This is a genomic window from Corynebacterium lemuris, assembly GCF_024919295.1.
Classification (GTDB): domain Bacteria; phylum Actinomycetota; class Actinomycetes; order Mycobacteriales; family Mycobacteriaceae; genus Corynebacterium; species Corynebacterium lemuris.
Genome location: NZ_JANWTC010000001.1, coordinates 357,572 through 373,238 on the forward strand (window position 1 = coordinate 357,572; position 15,667 = coordinate 373,238).

The 15,667-nt window shown below is 64.3% G+C and carries 15 protein-coding genes; 7 read left to right on the top strand and 8 right to left on the bottom strand.

Going from position 1 to position 15,667, the window contains the following annotated elements:
- Positions 1 to 142: 142 nt before the first annotated feature.
- The gene (locus NYP18_RS01755; RefSeq protein ID WP_003855542.1) at positions 143 to 244 is read left to right on the top strand and encodes a 30S ribosomal protein bS22; all 102 of its coding nucleotides are present in this window, start codon (positions 143 to 145) and stop codon (positions 242 to 244) included.
- A 90-nt stretch (positions 245 to 334) separates the two neighbouring features.
- Here the strand turns inward: NYP18_RS01755 and NYP18_RS01760 are convergent, their stop codons facing one another.
- Positions 335 to 1,393 (bottom strand): HAD-IB family hydrolase, encoded by a 1,059-nt coding sequence (locus NYP18_RS01760; protein ID WP_259426394.1) that lies wholly within the window; start codon positions 1,391 to 1,393, stop codon positions 335 to 337.
- Positions 1,394 to 1,501: 108 nt separating this feature from the next.
- On the opposite strand from NYP18_RS01760, the gene NYP18_RS01765 reads away from it, so the two are divergent.
- The 5 genes from NYP18_RS01765 to NYP18_RS01785 all read left to right on the top strand — a co-directional run bounded on the left by NYP18_RS01765 (position 1,502) and on the right by NYP18_RS01785 (position 6,405).
- Positions 1,502 to 1,738, top strand: a complete 237-nt coding sequence (locus tag NYP18_RS01765; RefSeq protein WP_126120230.1) for a glutaredoxin family protein — start codon at positions 1,502 to 1,504, stop codon at positions 1,736 to 1,738.
- A 136-nt stretch (positions 1,739 to 1,874) separates the two neighbouring features.
- Complete coding sequence (locus tag NYP18_RS01770; RefSeq protein ID WP_259426395.1) at positions 1,875 to 3,206, top strand: glutamyl-tRNA reductase; 1,332 nt, start codon at positions 1,875 to 1,877, stop codon at positions 3,204 to 3,206.
- Positions 3,207 to 3,235: 29 nt separating this feature from the next.
- Positions 3,236 to 4,129 carry a hydroxymethylbilane synthase gene (hemC, locus tag NYP18_RS01775; RefSeq protein ID WP_259426396.1) on the top strand — a complete coding sequence of 298 codons (894 nt, stop codon included), beginning with the start codon at positions 3,236 to 3,238 and terminating at the stop codon, positions 4,127 to 4,129.
- A 28-nt stretch (positions 4,130 to 4,157) separates the two neighbouring features.
- Positions 4,158 to 4,529, top strand: coding sequence for a hypothetical protein (locus NYP18_RS01780; protein ID WP_259426397.1), 372 nt, complete (start codon positions 4,158 to 4,160; stop codon positions 4,527 to 4,529).
- Between the two features lie 202 nt (positions 4,530 to 4,731).
- Positions 4,732 to 6,405: a bifunctional uroporphyrinogen-III C-methyltransferase/uroporphyrinogen-III synthase gene (locus tag NYP18_RS01785; protein WP_259426398.1), complete on the top strand. Its 1,674-nt coding sequence runs from the start codon at positions 4,732 to 4,734 to the stop codon at positions 6,403 to 6,405.
- A 203-nt stretch (positions 6,406 to 6,608) separates the two neighbouring features.
- Here the strand turns inward: NYP18_RS01785 and NYP18_RS01790 are convergent, their stop codons facing one another.
- The 6 genes from NYP18_RS01790 to chcC1 all read right to left on the bottom strand — a co-directional run bounded on the left by NYP18_RS01790 (position 6,609) and on the right by chcC1 (position 13,413).
- Positions 6,609 to 6,935: a 2Fe-2S iron-sulfur cluster-binding protein gene (locus tag NYP18_RS01790; protein WP_259426399.1), complete on the bottom strand. Its 327-nt coding sequence runs from the start codon at positions 6,933 to 6,935 to the stop codon at positions 6,609 to 6,611.
- Between the two features lie 19 nt (positions 6,936 to 6,954).
- The gene (locus tag NYP18_RS01795; RefSeq protein WP_259426400.1) at positions 6,955 to 8,190 is read right to left on the bottom strand and encodes an NAD(P)/FAD-dependent oxidoreductase; all 1,236 of its coding nucleotides are present in this window, start codon (positions 8,188 to 8,190) and stop codon (positions 6,955 to 6,957) included.
- 12 nt (positions 8,191 to 8,202) lie between these two features.
- Positions 8,203 to 9,462 (bottom strand): cytochrome P450, encoded by a 1,260-nt coding sequence (locus NYP18_RS01800; protein WP_259426401.1) that lies wholly within the window; start codon positions 9,460 to 9,462, stop codon positions 8,203 to 8,205.
- 83 nt (positions 9,463 to 9,545) lie between these two features.
- Positions 9,546 to 11,291 carry a 4-oxocyclohex-2-ene-1-carboxylate 5-dehydrogenase gene (gene chcC2 / locus NYP18_RS01805; RefSeq protein WP_259426402.1) on the bottom strand — a complete coding sequence of 582 codons (1,746 nt, stop codon included), beginning with the start codon at positions 11,289 to 11,291 and terminating at the stop codon, positions 9,546 to 9,548.
- Between the two features lie 146 nt (positions 11,292 to 11,437).
- Positions 11,438 to 11,761 (bottom strand): Dabb family protein, encoded by a 324-nt coding sequence (locus tag NYP18_RS01810; protein WP_259426403.1) that lies wholly within the window; start codon positions 11,759 to 11,761, stop codon positions 11,438 to 11,440.
- Complete coding sequence (gene chcC1, locus NYP18_RS01815) at positions 11,758 to 13,413, bottom strand: 4-oxocyclohexanecarboxylate 2-dehydrogenase (RefSeq protein WP_259426404.1); 1,656 nt, start codon at positions 13,411 to 13,413, stop codon at positions 11,758 to 11,760. The genes NYP18_RS01810 and chcC1 overlap by 4 nt, the downstream gene beginning before the upstream one ends.
- Positions 13,414 to 13,796: 383 nt before the next feature.
- Between chcC1 and chcB1 the strand changes: the two genes are divergently transcribed.
- On the top strand, positions 13,797 to 14,555 hold the full coding sequence (gene chcB1, locus NYP18_RS01820; protein ID WP_259426405.1) for a trans-4-hydroxycyclohexanecarboxylate dehydrogenase: 759 nt from the start codon (positions 13,797 to 13,799) through the stop codon (positions 14,553 to 14,555).
- Between the two features lie 180 nt (positions 14,556 to 14,735).
- Here the strand turns inward: chcB1 and NYP18_RS01825 are convergent, their stop codons facing one another.
- A complete protein-coding gene (locus NYP18_RS01825; RefSeq protein WP_259426406.1) occupies positions 14,736 to 15,542 on the bottom strand; it encodes an IclR family transcriptional regulator in 807 nt (268 codons plus the stop codon).
- Positions 15,543 to 15,667: the final 125 nt, after the last annotated feature.

The window sequence follows — 15,667 nt, forward strand, 5'->3', positions numbered from 1 at the left end:
TTTTTGGCCGGGGGCCCGGGCGTCGGTATGATGGATCCCATTCGTGCCGACGGTCCGGACGCGCAGCCAGCGCAGTCGAGAGTGCACCTCGAGGTATGTCGGCAGGTTACGTACGTACTCACTCACTATCTGAGGAGACCCCATGGGTTCAGTCATCAAGAAGCGCCGCAAGCGCATGTCCAAGAAGAAGCACCGCAAGATGCTGCGTCGCACCCGCGTTCAGCGCAGGAAACTGGGCAAGTAGTTTCCCGGTGTGCCGGAGGCCGCCGTCCCACCCCTTCGCGGGGGAGGGACGGCGGCCTCCGGTCTTTCACGGCCATGCAACCGTCGCCGGCTACTGGGCCTGCTTCTCCCGGCGGAACACCCGCCAGCTGCCCAGGCTCGCGGCGGCGGTGACCACAGCGGGCAGCCCCCAGGTGCGCACGGCCCGGCGGACGCTGCGATAGTCCCGGATGGCCCAGCCCCGCTGTTGGGCCTCCCTGCGCAGCTTCTTGTCCGGGTTGATGGCCACCGCGGTGCCGACCATGGACAGCATGGGGATGTCGTTGATGGAATCGGAGTAGGCGGTGCAGCGGGCCAGGTCGAGTTGTTCGATGGCGGCGAGGGCAGCCACGGAGTGTTTCTTGCCCGGGCCGTGGAGGATGTCGCCGACGAGGCGTCCGGTGAAATGCCCGTCCTCCACCTCGGCGACGGTACCCAGCGCGCCGGTGAAGCCGAAGCGCTCCGCCAGGATCTGGGCCAGCTGCACGGGGGTGGCGGACACGAGCCACACCTGGTGGCCGGCGGCCAGGTGCATGTGGGCCAGTTCCCGGGTGGCGGGCCAGGCCTTGTCGATCATGGAGGAGTCCACGATCTCCTCGCACAGCTCCACCAGTTCAGCGACGCTCTTGCCCTTGATGAACTCCAACGCCTGGTTGCGTCCCTCGGCCACATCGGCGGCGTTCTCGGAGCCGGTGATGCGGAACTTCAGCTGTTTCCAGGCGATGGGCAGGATCTCGGAGATGCGGAAGTACTTCTTCCGGAAGAGCCCCATTGCAAAGACGATGAGCGAGGACCCCTGGATGAGGGTGTTGTCCACGTCGAAGAAGGCTGCCGCGCCGACATCCTGGGGGACATCGGGGTCGGGTGTGCTGATGTGGATGCCACCGGCGGCCTCGATGGAGCCACTGACGGAGTCGACGCCGGAGGAGAAGGCATCCAGCTCAATGCCGAACGTCTCCTGGACAGCGGCGGCAGCCGCGGCTTCACCTGCGGTGCGCTGGGACTCCTCGTCGATGGGCGGGAGCGCGCGGTCCTCGAGGAATCGGCGGAGATTGCCGCGGGTGGCGCTCCAGCTGGCGAGGAATTCCTGGGGGGTGCCCGGGAAGAGGGGATCGTTGGGGGAGGGGCTCACTGCGCGTTCCGAGCCTTCCTGTGTGCGGGGTGGGTGGGGTCGGGCGGTATCGTGTCCATGGTAGGCGTGAGACGGGTGTTGTGCCCGGCTGAAGGAGACTGGTGGACGATGGCACAGACGGTGGAGTTGATGGTGCGGACGACCTGCGGGTCGTGTGCGCGGGTGGAGCAGCAGATCACCCCCGTCGTGGAGGCGGCCGGGCTGGAGCTGTCGGTGCTCAACGTCGACCACGATCCGGAGCTGGCGATGGAATTCGGGGACCGGGTTCCGGTGGTGGTCATCGACGACGAGGAGTTCGCCTGCTGGGAGGTGGACAGTGACGAACTGGCTGCTGCCCTCGCCTGAGCTGACGGACCCGATGGGGGTTTCCTGTGGATCGGGGGTATCCTTTTGTATGATCCACCCCGACGGCGCCTGCACGGAGCGTTCTCGGGGACCTGTCCCTGGCATGTCCGTGAAGCTGAAAGCGGTGAAGGAAAACGTGAGTGTGCTCGTCGTGGGAATGTCGCACCGGTCGGCGCCGGTGGCGCTGCTCGAGCGGCTGAGTATGGACGAATCGGTCCGGCACGACACAACCTCCCAGCTCGTTGAGCGGCCCTCGCTCAGCGAGGCAATGATCGTCTCGACCTGTAACCGGCTGGAGATCTACTCCGTGGCCAACTCCTTCCACGCCGGCGTGGATGACGTGGTTGAGGTGCTGCACGAGATCTCGGACGTCGACATTGAGACCCTGCGGGGTTACCTCTACGTCCGCTACGCGGATGCTGCGGCCGAACACATGATGGTCGTCGCCTCCGGTCTGGACTCAATGGTGGTCGGCGAACAGCAGATCATCGGCCAGGTGCGCACCGCGTACCAGGAGGCCACCGAGAAGGGCACGGTCGGTCCGGCGCTGCACCGCCTGGCGCAGACCGCTCTGCAGACCGGCAAACGCGTCCATTCGGAGACCGACATCGACGACGCCGGTGCGTCGATGGTCTCCGTGGCCGTGGACGAGGCCCTGGAGAACCTCCACATCGAGGACCTCGGTGGTAGGACCGCCCTGGTGCTCGGAGCCGGGGCCATGGCCTCGCTGGCGGCCACCCACCTGGGGCGGCTGGGCGTCGACAAGCTCATCATCGCCAACCGCACCCGCGAGCGTGCGGAGCGGCTGGCGGAGCATGCCCACCAGGCCGGCGTCGCCGCCGAGGTCGTGGACTTCGAGGACCGTGCCTCCGTGCTCTCCCACGTCGATCTGGCGGTCTCTGCCACCGGTGCGGATGAGTTCACCATCACCGCCGCCGACATCCCGGCGGAACGCCCCCGGGACCTCATGCTCATCGACTTGTCGATGCCGCGTGACATCGAGGACGGGGTCGCCGCACTCGACGGCGTGCACCTGGTCAACATCGAACGCCTCCACCAGACGATCTCCGGCCGCGGGGACAAGGACACCGGCCACAGGGCCGCGCTTGAGATCGTCGCTGAGCAGCTGCGCGAGTACAGTTCGGAGCAGCGCATCCGGGATGTGGTGCCGGCGGTCTCGGCGCTGCGCCGGCATGCGGCGGAACTCGTCGAGGACGAACTGGACCGTCTGCGCGCCCGCGTCCCGGAGGTGGACGGGCCGGATTTCGCGGAGGTCACCCGCACGGTACGCCGGGTGGTGGACAAGCTCCTCCACGAGCCGACGGTGCGCGTGAAGCAGCTCGCCGCCGAGTCCGGCGTCGTCTCCTACGAGTCCGCGCTGCAGGAGCTGTTCGGACTCTCGACGGAGGCCCCGGCCGTGGCCGTCTCCGTCTCTGAACTGCCTGAGGGCAAGCTCACCACCAAATAAATGATGAACCCGAAGGAGATCCGAGGAATTTGAAGACCCTGAAGATCGGCACCCGCCGCTCCAACCTCGCCACCACCCAGTCCGGGCACATGCGTGACGCCCTCATCGCCGCCGGCTACGACGCCGAGCTGCACCTGGTGACCACCGCCGGCGATGTCAACATGGCACCTGTCGAACGCATCGGCGTCGGAGTGTTCACCCAGGCGCTGCGCGAGGCCCTGCATGCCGGGGAATGTGACATTGCGGTCCACTCCTTCAAGGATCTGCCCACTGCCCCGGATGAGCGCTTCCACCTCGTTGTGCCGGTGCGTGCCGACGCCCGCGAGGCCCTCATCGCCCGCGACAAACTCACCCTGGCGCAGCTGCCGCAGGGGGCCCGGGTGGGCACCTCCGCGCCGCGCCGCATCTCCCAGCTCAAGGCCGTGCGCCCTGACCTGGACATCCGCCCGCTGCGCGGCAACATCGAGACCCGCATGGGCTATGTCACCGACGGTGAACTTGATGCCGTCGTGCTGGCCTACGCCGGTCTGTCCCGCGTCGGGCTGGGGGAGCGCGCCACCGAGGTCTTCGGCCCGGACGTGATCCTGCCTGCACCGGCCCAGGGTGCCCTGGCCGTCGAGTGCCGCACCGACGATGAGGAGGCCCGCGCCGCCATCGACCTGCTTCTCGACGCCGCCGCCTACACCTGCGCGAACACCGAGCGCATCGTGCTCAACCGTCTCGAGGCCGGCTGCACCGCCCCCGTCGCCTCCCATTCGACGATCGACGCGGACGGCACCATCCACCTCACCGCGGGTGTCTTCGCCCTTGACGGCTCCACCCAGCTGGTCTACGAGGGGTCCGGCACTGATCCGGTGGCCCTCGGTGAGGCTGCCGCGGCTGATCTTCTGGGCCGCGGCGCGGCGGACCTGATCGACCGTTAGCCGTCGGGCGTATACACTCGCCAGCATCATGGCTGTTCTGAAGATCAGCGACCGGCAGGTGACGGTCGCCCTCGACTGGTGGGAGAAGCTCGCGGCACGACGTTCGCACTTCACCATCCCCACCCGTGTGATCACGGGTGTCTCCGTCGTCGATGACGCCTGCGGGTTGGCGCGCGCCGTGCCCGCCGGGCGGCGTGCCCCCGGCACCCGCATCCGGGGTCTCACCAACACCGGTACGTTCACCGCGGTTGACGGCACCGGCGCCAGCACCTTCGCGGTGTGCCACGGCAGTGGGCCGGGCATCATCCTCGAGCTGAAGTCCGCCACCGTCAACCGCATCATCATCTCCACCCCCAGGGCGGAGGACTACGCACGCGAGCTGTCCATACTCGTGGGCTGAGTCCCGAAAAAACCGCCGTCGCGGGGCTGCTGCGCAGTAGTCCGGGAAACCGGGCTTTTTCGTATTCCGGCGTTCCTAATTTAAGGTGTGAATACCACACTGTGTACGCCCCCGAATGATATGGCCCCCTTTGAAGCCCTCCGACGGGGCGTGCATCCGTGTCATGCCCTGTTGTGAGTAGTCCACACTAGAAAAGATCTGTATGAGCATGGTCCCCCAGACCTCCCAGCCGGGAAAGGTCGTCTTCGTCGGCGCAGGCCCCGGAAACCCCGAACTGCTTACCGTTCGTGCCCGCGAGGTCCTCGCTGCAACATCCATCGCCGTGACCGACCCGGGCGTGCTCAGTGGTGTGCGCGAGGTGGTGGCGTCCGCGCTGCCCGTTCCCCAGGAGCGTCTCGACGCCGCCGAGGCCGAGTACGAGCGCATCTGCGCCGAAGCCAAGGAGGCCGGCGCCCGCCGTCGTCCCCCGCGCCCGCCGGCACCGACCGCCGCTGACATCCGCGAGGTGGCGTCCACCCGGCCCGAGGAGATCGCGGCGCAACTGCGCGGTGCCCTCGCCGAGGACAACGGCGATGTCATCCGCCTGGTCACCGGCAACCCCCTGACGCGTGACTCCACGATGGCGGAGATCGCCGCGGTCGCTGCCGCCGGTCTGGAGTTCCAGGTCGTGCCGGGTATGTCCCTGCCTTCGACTGTCCCGTCCTTCGCGGGCATCGGTCTCGGCTCCACCTACACGGAGACCGACGTCACCGACAACAACGTCGACTGGGATCAGCTGGCCAGCGCCCCGCAGCCCCTGGTGCTGCAGGCCACGGCCGATGACCTGGCCACCATCGCCACCGAGTTGAGCGCCCGCGGCATGGGTGCCGAGACGCCGGTCTCCGTCACCGTCAACGGCACTACCCGCCTGCAGCGCACCCACGACGCCACCCTGGGCACCCTGGGTCGGCTGGATGCCGAACTGCCGGGCCAGCTGGTGGTCACCCTGGGCAAGGGTGTTGACGACCGCACCAAGTACTCCTGGTGGGAGAACCGTCCGCTGTACGGCTGGCGGGTGCTGGTGCCGCGCACCAAGGAGCAGGCCGCCGCGATGAGCGCGCGCCTGTCCGGTTACGGCGCCATCCCGCAGTCGGTGCCGACGATCTCCGTCGAGCCGCCGCGTAACCCCGCCCAGATGGAACGCGCCATCAAGGGCATCGTCGAGGGCCGCTACCAGTGGGTCGTTTTCACCTCCGTCAACGCGGTGTCCGCCGTGTGGGAGAAGATCGTCGAGTTCGGTCTCGACGCCCGCTCCTTCGCCGGTGTCCGCCTGGCCGCCGTGGGCACCAAGACCGCCCAGGCGATCCGTGACCTGGGCATGACCCCGGAGCTGCTGCCCGCCGTGACCCGCCAGAACGCCGCCGGCCTGGTGGAGGTCTTCCCCGAGTACGTCGAAGACCTCGACCCGGTGGCACGCGTCCTGCTGCCGCGCGCCGACATCGCCACCGATGTCCTCGTCGACGGTCTGCTGGAGAAGGGCTGGGAGGTCGACGATGTCGTCGCCTACCGCACCGTCCGCGCGGCCCCGCCGTCGGCGGAGATCCGCGAGATGATCAAGTCGGGTGGATTCGACGCGGTCTGCTTCACCTCCTCCTCGACGGTGAAGAACCTCGTCGGTATCGCCGGCAAGCCGCATCCGCGCACCATCATCGCCTGCATCGGCCCCATGACCGAGGCCACCGCCAAGGAGATGGGACTGCGCGTCGACGTCGTCCCCGAGATCGCCGAGGTCCCCGATCTCGTCGACGCCCTCGCCCACCACGTCGCCGGCCTCCGCGCCGCCGGCCAGCTCCCCCCGCCGCGTAAGAAGCGCCGCACCCGCCGCAAGGCGGAGTGACGGACGGGGCCGGGGACGTAGGCCAGAGGTTTCCCCCATAACGGAGCAACCGGTGACCAGCCGAGAGCCGGTCACCGGTTGTTCCGTTATGGGGGTAGTGTCAACCTGCTGGGAATACCAGAACTAGCCCCGCAGGCACGAGGATCCTGCCCGTCTCCTTGGACGGGAGCCTGCAACAGGCCGATCCTGTGACGATTGAACTTTCACTCATCCTCGGGGGCGAGCGTCACCGTAGTGCCCAGGAAATCTGGACGGAAAGGGACCTGACAGGACAGCCGGGAGCAGTCAGCCTGGAAGCCCTCTGCCTCCTCCAGCAGTTCAATCTCGTCCTCGCTCCGGTCGTCGAGACTGTCGAAGACCTCCTTTTCCACGTACACATGGCAGGTTGCGCACGATTCTGTGCCACCGCAGGATGCCAGGACCGGGAGATCATTGTCCCGGAGGGCCTCCATCAGGGACTGGTCGTCCTCCCATTCGATGACATGGGACTCTCCCTCACGGTCGATGACGTTGATATTCGGGTTGGACATGATGTTTCCTTTCAGGAGATTAAGCGTTGACGAGGAGGAGGGCGGCATCCATCAAGGGAAGTTCAGGGTCGGCGGCTGTTTCAAGATCGAGTACGTTCCCGGCGGCAATCAGCTTCTTCCCCTGCTTGAAGTCGGTTAGTCTGCCGATGGTGTCGATGGCGGCGAGCCGGTTCTCTCGCAGGTACAGAACGGAGAATTTTCCGTCCGTGACGCTGCCCCGCAGGACGACCCGGTCATCCGGGTGGCGTACTCCTGCAGTCTGGAGTCGTTTCCCGTGTTGGACCGTCCAGAACCAGGCGATTTCGGGGTTGACCGGTTCAGCCCCCATGATGCTGCGGGCCGCCTGGGTGGCCTGGTGCACGGCATTCTGGATGCATTCGAGTCGGCGGTCCACCTTCTCGAAGGGGCAGACTGAGCGTGTGACATCCCCGATCGCATAGATATAAGGGTCCGAGGTACGACCGTGGTCATCGACGAGGATGCCGTCCCGACATTCCAGCCCAGCCTGTTCCGCCAGCTGCTGATTGGGTATCACCCCGATACCGACGACCACACAATCGGCCTCGTGGCTTCCGCCGTTGTCGGTGAGCACCCGTTCCGCACGACCTGAACCCTGGATCTCGGTGACGCCGGTGGTGAAATGGAATTTGGTGCCGGCCTGCCGATGCAGATCCTCAAAGAAATGGGAGACGGGCTCCGAGGTGACACGTGCCATGATGCGGTCCTGGAACTCGATGACGGTGGTTTCACATCCGGCCTTCGCTGCTGCCGCAGCGACTTCCATACCGATGTAACCGGCTCCGATGACAACAATTTGTTTTCCGGGTTGCAGTGACTCCCTGAGCTGGTTCGCATCCTCATGGGTTTTGAGCAGCTGGACGCCAGGGAGATCGCCTCCCGGGACGGGCAGGGTACGCGCCGTGGCTCCCGTCGCGATCACCAGCCGGTGGTACGGCTGGGTGGTTCCATCGGAGAGCCGGACGAACTTCTGTCCCCGGTGGATTTCTGTGGCTGTACGACCGGTGATCAGACGGATACCTTTGTCCTCGAACCACTGGGGCTTTCGGAGGAGCGGGGCCGTTCCGTTGGAGCCTGCCTGCAGAACATCCTTCGACAGAGGTGGACGCTCATAGGGGGCGGTGGACTGTTCGTCGATCAGCACCACCCCTCCTGACCAGTTCAGTTCCATCAGGCGTACTGCCATGGTGACACCGGCATGACCGGCACCAACGATGACGATGGGGTTGTCTGCCATGTTCTTTCCTTCCTAACCGACGAGTGCACGGTCGCGGGCGTACAACCGGACGGGGAGTTTCTCGGTGCCATTGCTGATGTTGTTGCCATGTGCGTACTCGATGACGCCCTCCGGGTCGAGTTCGATCTTCTCGACCATGCTGGACAGCAGCTCAACGGTGACGGTGGTTTCCAGGCGGGCCAGGGGAGCACCGACACAGCTGTGGACTCCGTGCCCGAAGCCGAAATGACCGTCGGTCTCCCGATCCATGTTGAAGACATCTCCGTCGGGGAATTTCTCGTGATCCCGGTTTGCAGCGGCAACCATCAAGCGGACAACCGCATCCTTCGGGATGGTCACCCCCGCGACTTCCACCGCCTCCGTGGTTCGGCGGACGGTGCGGTGGATGGGGCCCCGGAAGCGCGCCAGTTCCTCGACGAATTTCTTGATGTCCTCGGGGTTGTTGCGGAGGCGGGAAAGAAGGTCCGGACTCTCGTGGAACTGCAGGAACGCCGCCGCCATCAGCAGTGTGGTGGTGTCGTGACCGGCCACGAACATGAAGGAGCACAGCTCGGAGGCCTCCTTGTCGTTAAGCAGGCCTTCCTTCCACATCCGGGCGATATGCCCACCAACCGCCTCACTTTCCTCCTGGTAGAGGCGCTCGAGGTTGTTCAACAGGTAAGCCAGGAACTCCTTCGTGCTCTCCTCAGCGGTTTCATTACCGGGGGCGTTGCGGGCGAGTTGGGCGAAAAAGGTGAAGATCTCATCCGACCAGAACTTCATCTTGCCGATGTCGGCGGCAGGTACATCGAGGATGCCGCTGATGGTGGCGATGCTCAGCTGCAGGGTGTAGTCGGCGACGGCATCGCCTCCGCCCTTCTTGATCATCTTCTCGAGGAGTCCGGTGCCGACCTCACGGATGCGATCTTCCATGATGCCCACCGCCTTGGGGGTGAATGCCCTGGCGACCACCTTGCGCAGGCGAGCGTGGTTCGGGGCATCGAACAGGGTGAGAAAGGTCAGCGGCACCGGTTGAATCACCTCAGAGGAGAATATCTTCGGCGCGCGGAGGGCTTTGCGGACGTCCTCGTAACGGGTCAGGAACCAGACGTCGGCCCCGGGAGTGGCAGCCCTCATCACCGGTGCATTCTCCCGCATCCAGGCGTAATGACGGTAGGGATTACCCTGGGAGCCGTCTTCGTCGATGACCCGGTAGGGAGCCAGATCCTCCGGCCAGTTCAACTCATGTGAATACGGGGGAATCTGGGTGAGGGTTTCCGGATGCGTAGACATGGACTCTTCCTTTCTGAGAAGAACTGTGGGGGATGAATGGTGGGGCGGTCGTTGCTGGCTCGGCGCTGGGAGCGGGGAATGTCTCATCCGGCGTTCACCCGCTGTCCTGATTGCACTTCGTTGTTCAGCTTGGCGATGTCGCGACCCATCCGGTAACCGAAGACCAGGGCGGGGCCGATGTGGGAGCCGTAGCCGGGGTAGCCACCGCCGAAGACGGAGACCGCGGCTGAACCCACTGCGAACAGTCCGGGGATAGCCCGGCCATCGGCGTCGGTCACCGCTGAGTGGTCATCGACGTCGAGGCCGGCGAAGGAACCGAGATCGCCCATCCGGATCTTCACTGCGTAGTAGGGGGCCTTCTCCAGGGTTGCCAGGTTCGGGTTCGGCTTGTGGGTGGGGTCACCCCGGAAGTGGTTGTAGGCGGTGGACCCCCGGCCGAAGTCCTCGTCCACACCGCTGCGGGCGAAACCGTTGAAACGGGTGACTGTCTCCTCCAGGGTGGCCGGATCTGCACCGATCTTCCCGGCCAGCTCGGCAAGAGTGTTGGCCTTGATGAGGAAACCGATGTCGTGGAAGTACTTCCGCGGGATGGGCCAGGGCTTGGCGTAGCCGATGCCGTAGGTGTGCATGCAGGCGGCGTCCGCGATGATCCACGCGTAGGTATCGTCGTGGTCCTTGTCGTGTTCGAGCAGCTGACGGCCGAAGTCGTGGTAGCTCAAGGCCTCATTGCCGAAGCGTCGTCCGGTGCGGTCCACGGTGATCATCCCGGGTAGGCCGATCTGGCGCAGGTGCGGGAACAGTCGCTGTCTGCCGTCGCGCAGCTGGGTGAACTCGGTGATCGGTGCCCAGGAGCCCGGGGTGAACACGGCGTCGCTGATCCGGCCACCGGCTGCGATGGCCATCTCTGCGCTGGTGCCGTTGTGGCCGATGGTGGGGGTGATGTGGTTGTCGCCGGTCGCATCATGTGGGAAGTGCTTTCGGCGCAGGGTGGTGTTGCCGGTGAAGCCGCCGCCGGCGAGTACCACGCCGAGGCGGGCGTGGACAGTGCCGGAGTGGACGCCGCCGAGGACTGCCCCGGTGATGGCTCCCCTGTCATCCTGTTCGAGGGCCTCCACGGGGGTGGAGGTCCAGATGGTGACACCGGCATCAAGTGCGGAGCGGACCATGCGGGTGATCAGGGCAGAGCCGTTGGTGCGTTTGAGGGGCTGGCGGTGGGCGAGCGCGTCGAACCAGGTGCGGGTGAGCTTGCCGGCCACGTAGCAGAAGGCCCGCACGGAGCGGTTGGCCTGGACGACCTTGTTGAGGTCCGGGCCGACCTGGGGCATGTAACCGAAGACGGTGTAGGAACTCAGGTAGGGCTGGAGTTCATGGCGGCGCTCACCGAGCATGCGGGCATCGGCGTCGTCGGGGAGGATGGCGCGACCGCCGATCTTCGCTCCCGGCAGGTCCATCTGGTAGTCGGGGGCTTTGTCGGGGTAGACGAAGTTGACCTCGGTGTTGTCCTCGAAGAAGGTGATGGCTTCCGGGACGGTGTCGAGGAAGGCTTTCACACCGGCCTCGTTGTAGGTGTCCGGTGCCAGGGCCTTGAGGTAGGTTTCGACCTCTTCGCGGGTGTCGTCGCTGGCGGCTGCTCCCTTGGGGTTGCCGGGGACCCAGGCCCAGCCGGCGGAGATGGCGGCGGTGCCGCCGAAGTGGGCCTCCTGTTCCGCGACGATGACATCGAGACCCTGGTGAGCGGCGGCCAGAGCGGTTGCCAGGCCCGCGACGCCGGAGCCGACGACGAGGACATCGCAGCTGTGGACAGCGGAGGATGCGGGTTTAGTGTTCATGGGGTTTGCTCCTGATGTTGAGGAAGATCGGATGGAGGCTGCTCTCGTACCGCAACCTTGCTCGGGGAATGGTCCTGAAAAGTGATGTCAGGGGTGGGAATGAACGGTCAAGAGGCGCTGTGCGGGACCGGGAGAGAAAAACTTCCTCACCTCATATCCGAGGGCGAAGTAGCAGTCTCGGGGATCTCAAAATCCACGTAGGCCAGCTCTGCTGCGTTCGGCAGGGAATAGGGTTTGATTGCCTCGTGCAGGGGGTGGGAGTTATAGGTTGCAATGTCCTCGACTGAGGCGAAGTCGACGATGATCACGTGGTCCCAGGACTTCTCGGTGTGAAGAATGTCGGGCCCGTGAGACAGCGCGAGCATGCCGGGGATGTTGCCGCGCATCTTCTCCAGCCCCTCAACCCACTTCTCGCGGATGTCGGCGGAGAAGGAGTCCTTCCACCTGATCATCAGTACATGCCGGATCATTGGGCACCTACCTTCACCGGGGTGCGACGCGGCGCTGTCGCAGCGATGGCACGGCCGGCCTGATACGCCATCGTCATGAGGGGGCCGAGGGTTGCACCAGCACCGGGGTAGCCGGCTGCAAACGGAGATTCGGCCACGTTGCCTGCAGCGAAAAGACCCGGAATGGGCTCACCGTCTACATCGATGACCTGCCCGTTACCATCGGTGGCGACGCCGCCGGAGGTGCCGAAAGCGCCGTTGACTACCTCGAGCGCGTAATAGGGGCCGTACTGCAGGGGCCCCAGGGAGGGATTGGGCCACGGACATTCCTTGTCTCCCCAGTAACGGTCGTATTCAGAGGATCCTCGACCGAAGTCATCGTCCACGCCCCGCTCCGCCATCTCGTTGAAACGCTTCACGGTTTCCTCGAGGTTGTCTGCCGGGACGTCGATCTTCTCGGCCAGTTCCCTGAGCGTGGGTGCTTCAATGAGGTAATCCGGAGTCGGTTGGCCAGCACGGTGGTCCAGAATGCCGTAGCGCTCCAGGTAGGAATGGTCGAACACCACGTGCGCGGGAGTGTTGAGAGGCTGGTTGCGGGGTGAGTCCCAGGACTGCAGGCAGCGAGCGAGATCGTTGTAGTTTTGGGCTTCGTTGGCGAATCGCACTCCGTGGCGGTTAACCATGATGGAGCCTGGGCCCTGGCGTTCGAAACGAAGGAGGGAACCGATGGGGGAGCCGTCCCGCATTCCACCGGTCAATGACATGGGGGCCCACCATGCTTCACGGGTGCCGCGGGTGGCCGCGCCGATACGCTGGGCCATTTTGAGGCCATCGCCCGAGTTGGAGGGCGGAGAACAGACGGCGTACAGGCGGGAAGCAAGGAGCGAGTCCGCGAGCTGATGGTCCCACTCGAAGCCGCCGGATGCGAGCATGACAGCATCCGAGGATACGGACTGCCCCTCATCTGTGATGACGCCCGTGATCCCTTCAGGACTGTTCTGGAGATGAGTGATCCGCGTGTCCACGGCGAAAGTCACGTTCAGCTGTTGGCAGGCGGCCAGGAGCATGGAGACCAGGGCATGTCCCTTGGCTGCGAAACCGTCAGCAACCCGCTGGTTCATCTCGTCCCAGGGGAATTTGGTGAAGGCTCCCCAGGTCTCATATTCCTGCATCGTGTACGGGTGACGGCCGTCGGTGCGAACATGATCGGCCAGGTCGCCCAGAGCTTCACGGAAGTTGTACAGCTTCGGTTCGATGGTGCGTCCCCCTTTTACTGCTCCCGGGAGGTCCTGGCGGTAATCGGGGAAATTATCCAGGAAGAGGAACTCCACATCCAGGTGCTCCTCGATGAACTTGAGCATGTCAGCACCATTGTCGATGGCGGCGTCCAGGAGTTCTGCGCGTCCCCGCCCCCGTCCTACTGCCTCGACGTAGGTGCGGCCCTCAGCCTTGGAATCGGTCAGTCCGGACTGGTTGGCATAGTGGTTGTCGACGACCCAGAGCATCCCGCCGGAGACCGCGGAGGTGCCTCCCAGCAGGTGGGACTTTTCTGTGACAAGAACCCTCAGACCAGTATGTGCTGCGGTGGCTGCAGCGGTCAGTCCTGCCGCGCCGGAGCCGACAACTACCAGGTCGTAGTGATCGGACAAGCGGGTGGTGTTCAACAGTTTCATTCTTTGTGTCCCTTCTCACCAAGATTCCGTGGTGTGACTCACAGCATGGAGCCGGGCCGAGGGGAAGGAAACGGTCGTCTCATTCATTGAGACGTAATAGATCAATGAATGAGAATATCGCGCACCGTTATCAAGGGCGGGCTATGGGCGTGCCATGGTGCGGGAAGCGCGGCCGAATCTCCCCGGTTGGAGGCCGCTGCGGGCCGGTCTGTGATATGCCAGCTGGTTAGGGACTGCTCCCGTGTGGAGAGGGTGGGGTTGGGGAATGGGGAGGGGCAGGTCATCTATCGCAGCTCGGCCCGCCCGGCCACATGTGACTCATTGAATGAAACGGCGATCTGGATCGCGAGACTTCATTTTGGAGTGGCTGTACTCTCCGGCCCATGACAAAACAATCTGAACGCGTTGCCGGAAAAGTAGTGCTGATTACGGGAGCAGCGTCGGGGATGGGGGAATCCCATGCCCGCATGCTCGTCGCACATGGAGCTCAGGTGGTGATCACTGATGTCGCTGATGATCAGGGGCAGAAGCTCGCGGATGAACTCGGGAGTGACTGCGCCCATTTCCTTCATCTCGATGTCACCGACTACGCCGACTGGCAGAGAGCTGTGCAGGCGAGTGTCGAGCGATTCGGCAAGTTGGATGTACTGGTCAACAATGCCGGTATTTTTACGGCGGGCAGTGTGGAGGATGCCACGCTAACGGACTGGGAGAGGACCATTGCCATCGATCTGAACGGAGTGTTTTACGGGATGAAGGCGGCTCTACCAGAGCTGAAGAAGAACTCGACTGCCTCGATCATCAACATCTCCTCAATTGCCGGTGTCACCGGCTTTAAGAATCGGGCGGCATATTCCGCCGCCAAGTGGGCAGTTCAGGGATTGACTAAAACCTCTGCACTGGATCTGGGTAAGTACAATATCCGAGTCAACTCCGTTCACCCCGGTAGTGTCGAAACACCATTGACCGCTCATCTTGAGCGGGGTCTCGGACAGGTGCCGCTGGGCCGGGCAGCCCAGGTGGAAGAGATCTCCAGTTTTATCGTCTACCTGGCCTCTGATGAATCGACCTTCGCCACAGGCGGTTCCTTTGTGCTCGATGGTGGTGAGACCGCAGGCAATAACCTGCGGGATGACCAGTAGGCGCAGAGATCATCTAGAAAAGCAGGCGACCACCCCACGCGCTGTGGTCGCCTGCTTGTTTCTGTATCCGGCAGCACCTCTGGCTGCGGGGATGAACCTGCTCTCCTGTCGCGAAGTGGCCTCGGCAGGCGGCGGGTGGTGTCCCGTTGGCCCGAACCGCATTTGCCGAATTGTCCAGCTCTACAATTCATCGGGCGATAACTGCGTCTCCCGGAGAATTCCTGGAAGCTCTTCGGGCGTATTGCCCAGACGGCGTCGGATGGCTCGGGCGGCGAGTTTCAACTGGGGGACCTTCACCTCCAGCTTTTCCTCACCCAAGGGAACAATGACCGTTAAAGCGGCGATGGCGTATTCACCGGTGTCGAAGACCGGCACTGAAATGCCGGTTGATTCCGGGATCAGCGCGCCGGGGACGGTGACAAAACCGTTGCGCCTGATGCTGGCGAAAATTGCGCGTAACTCGGCTGGGCTGGTGGGGGTTGCCTCGGTGAAACGGGGGAGGGTGCGTCTGAGCATCAGTTTCTGTCCCTCCGGCGGACCAAAGGCAGTGAGGACCAGACCCGAAGAAGTTGCATGTGCGGGAAGACGGCCGGCAACCGCGATGGGATTGACCGTGTAATCATTCGGAGTAAGTCGTTCGAGGTACAGAACCTCATGACGATCCAGAATGCTCAGTGAAACATGAAAACGGAGGCTGGCCACGAGGTCCTCCATCGGAGGAAGCGCAGCATCACGCAGAGTCTGGGCATGGGAGCCCCGGGATGCGATCTCCCAGAGACGGTTTCCGTGCTGCCATCGGCTGTCGGTATCGCGGGTCACAATGTCTTCGGACTCGAGTTCCCGCAGCAGGCGGTACGTGGTCGAGACGGGGAGTGCGGCCTCGGCCGCGATTTCCCGGGCACTGAGTGGGCGGGGGTGAGTAGACAGGGCAGCCAGAAGACGCACCACTCTCGTGATCATTGATTCACCAGAGGGGGAGTTAGCCATATCCCGAGCCTAGAACACCGGGAGCGTGCGTGGTGACCGCGGAAATATTACGGCAAGCCGGAGGTTTTCACCTCGGGTTGCAAAAAACCAGGGGCAGGCCCGCAGGGACCAAGGCAGCTGCGGAA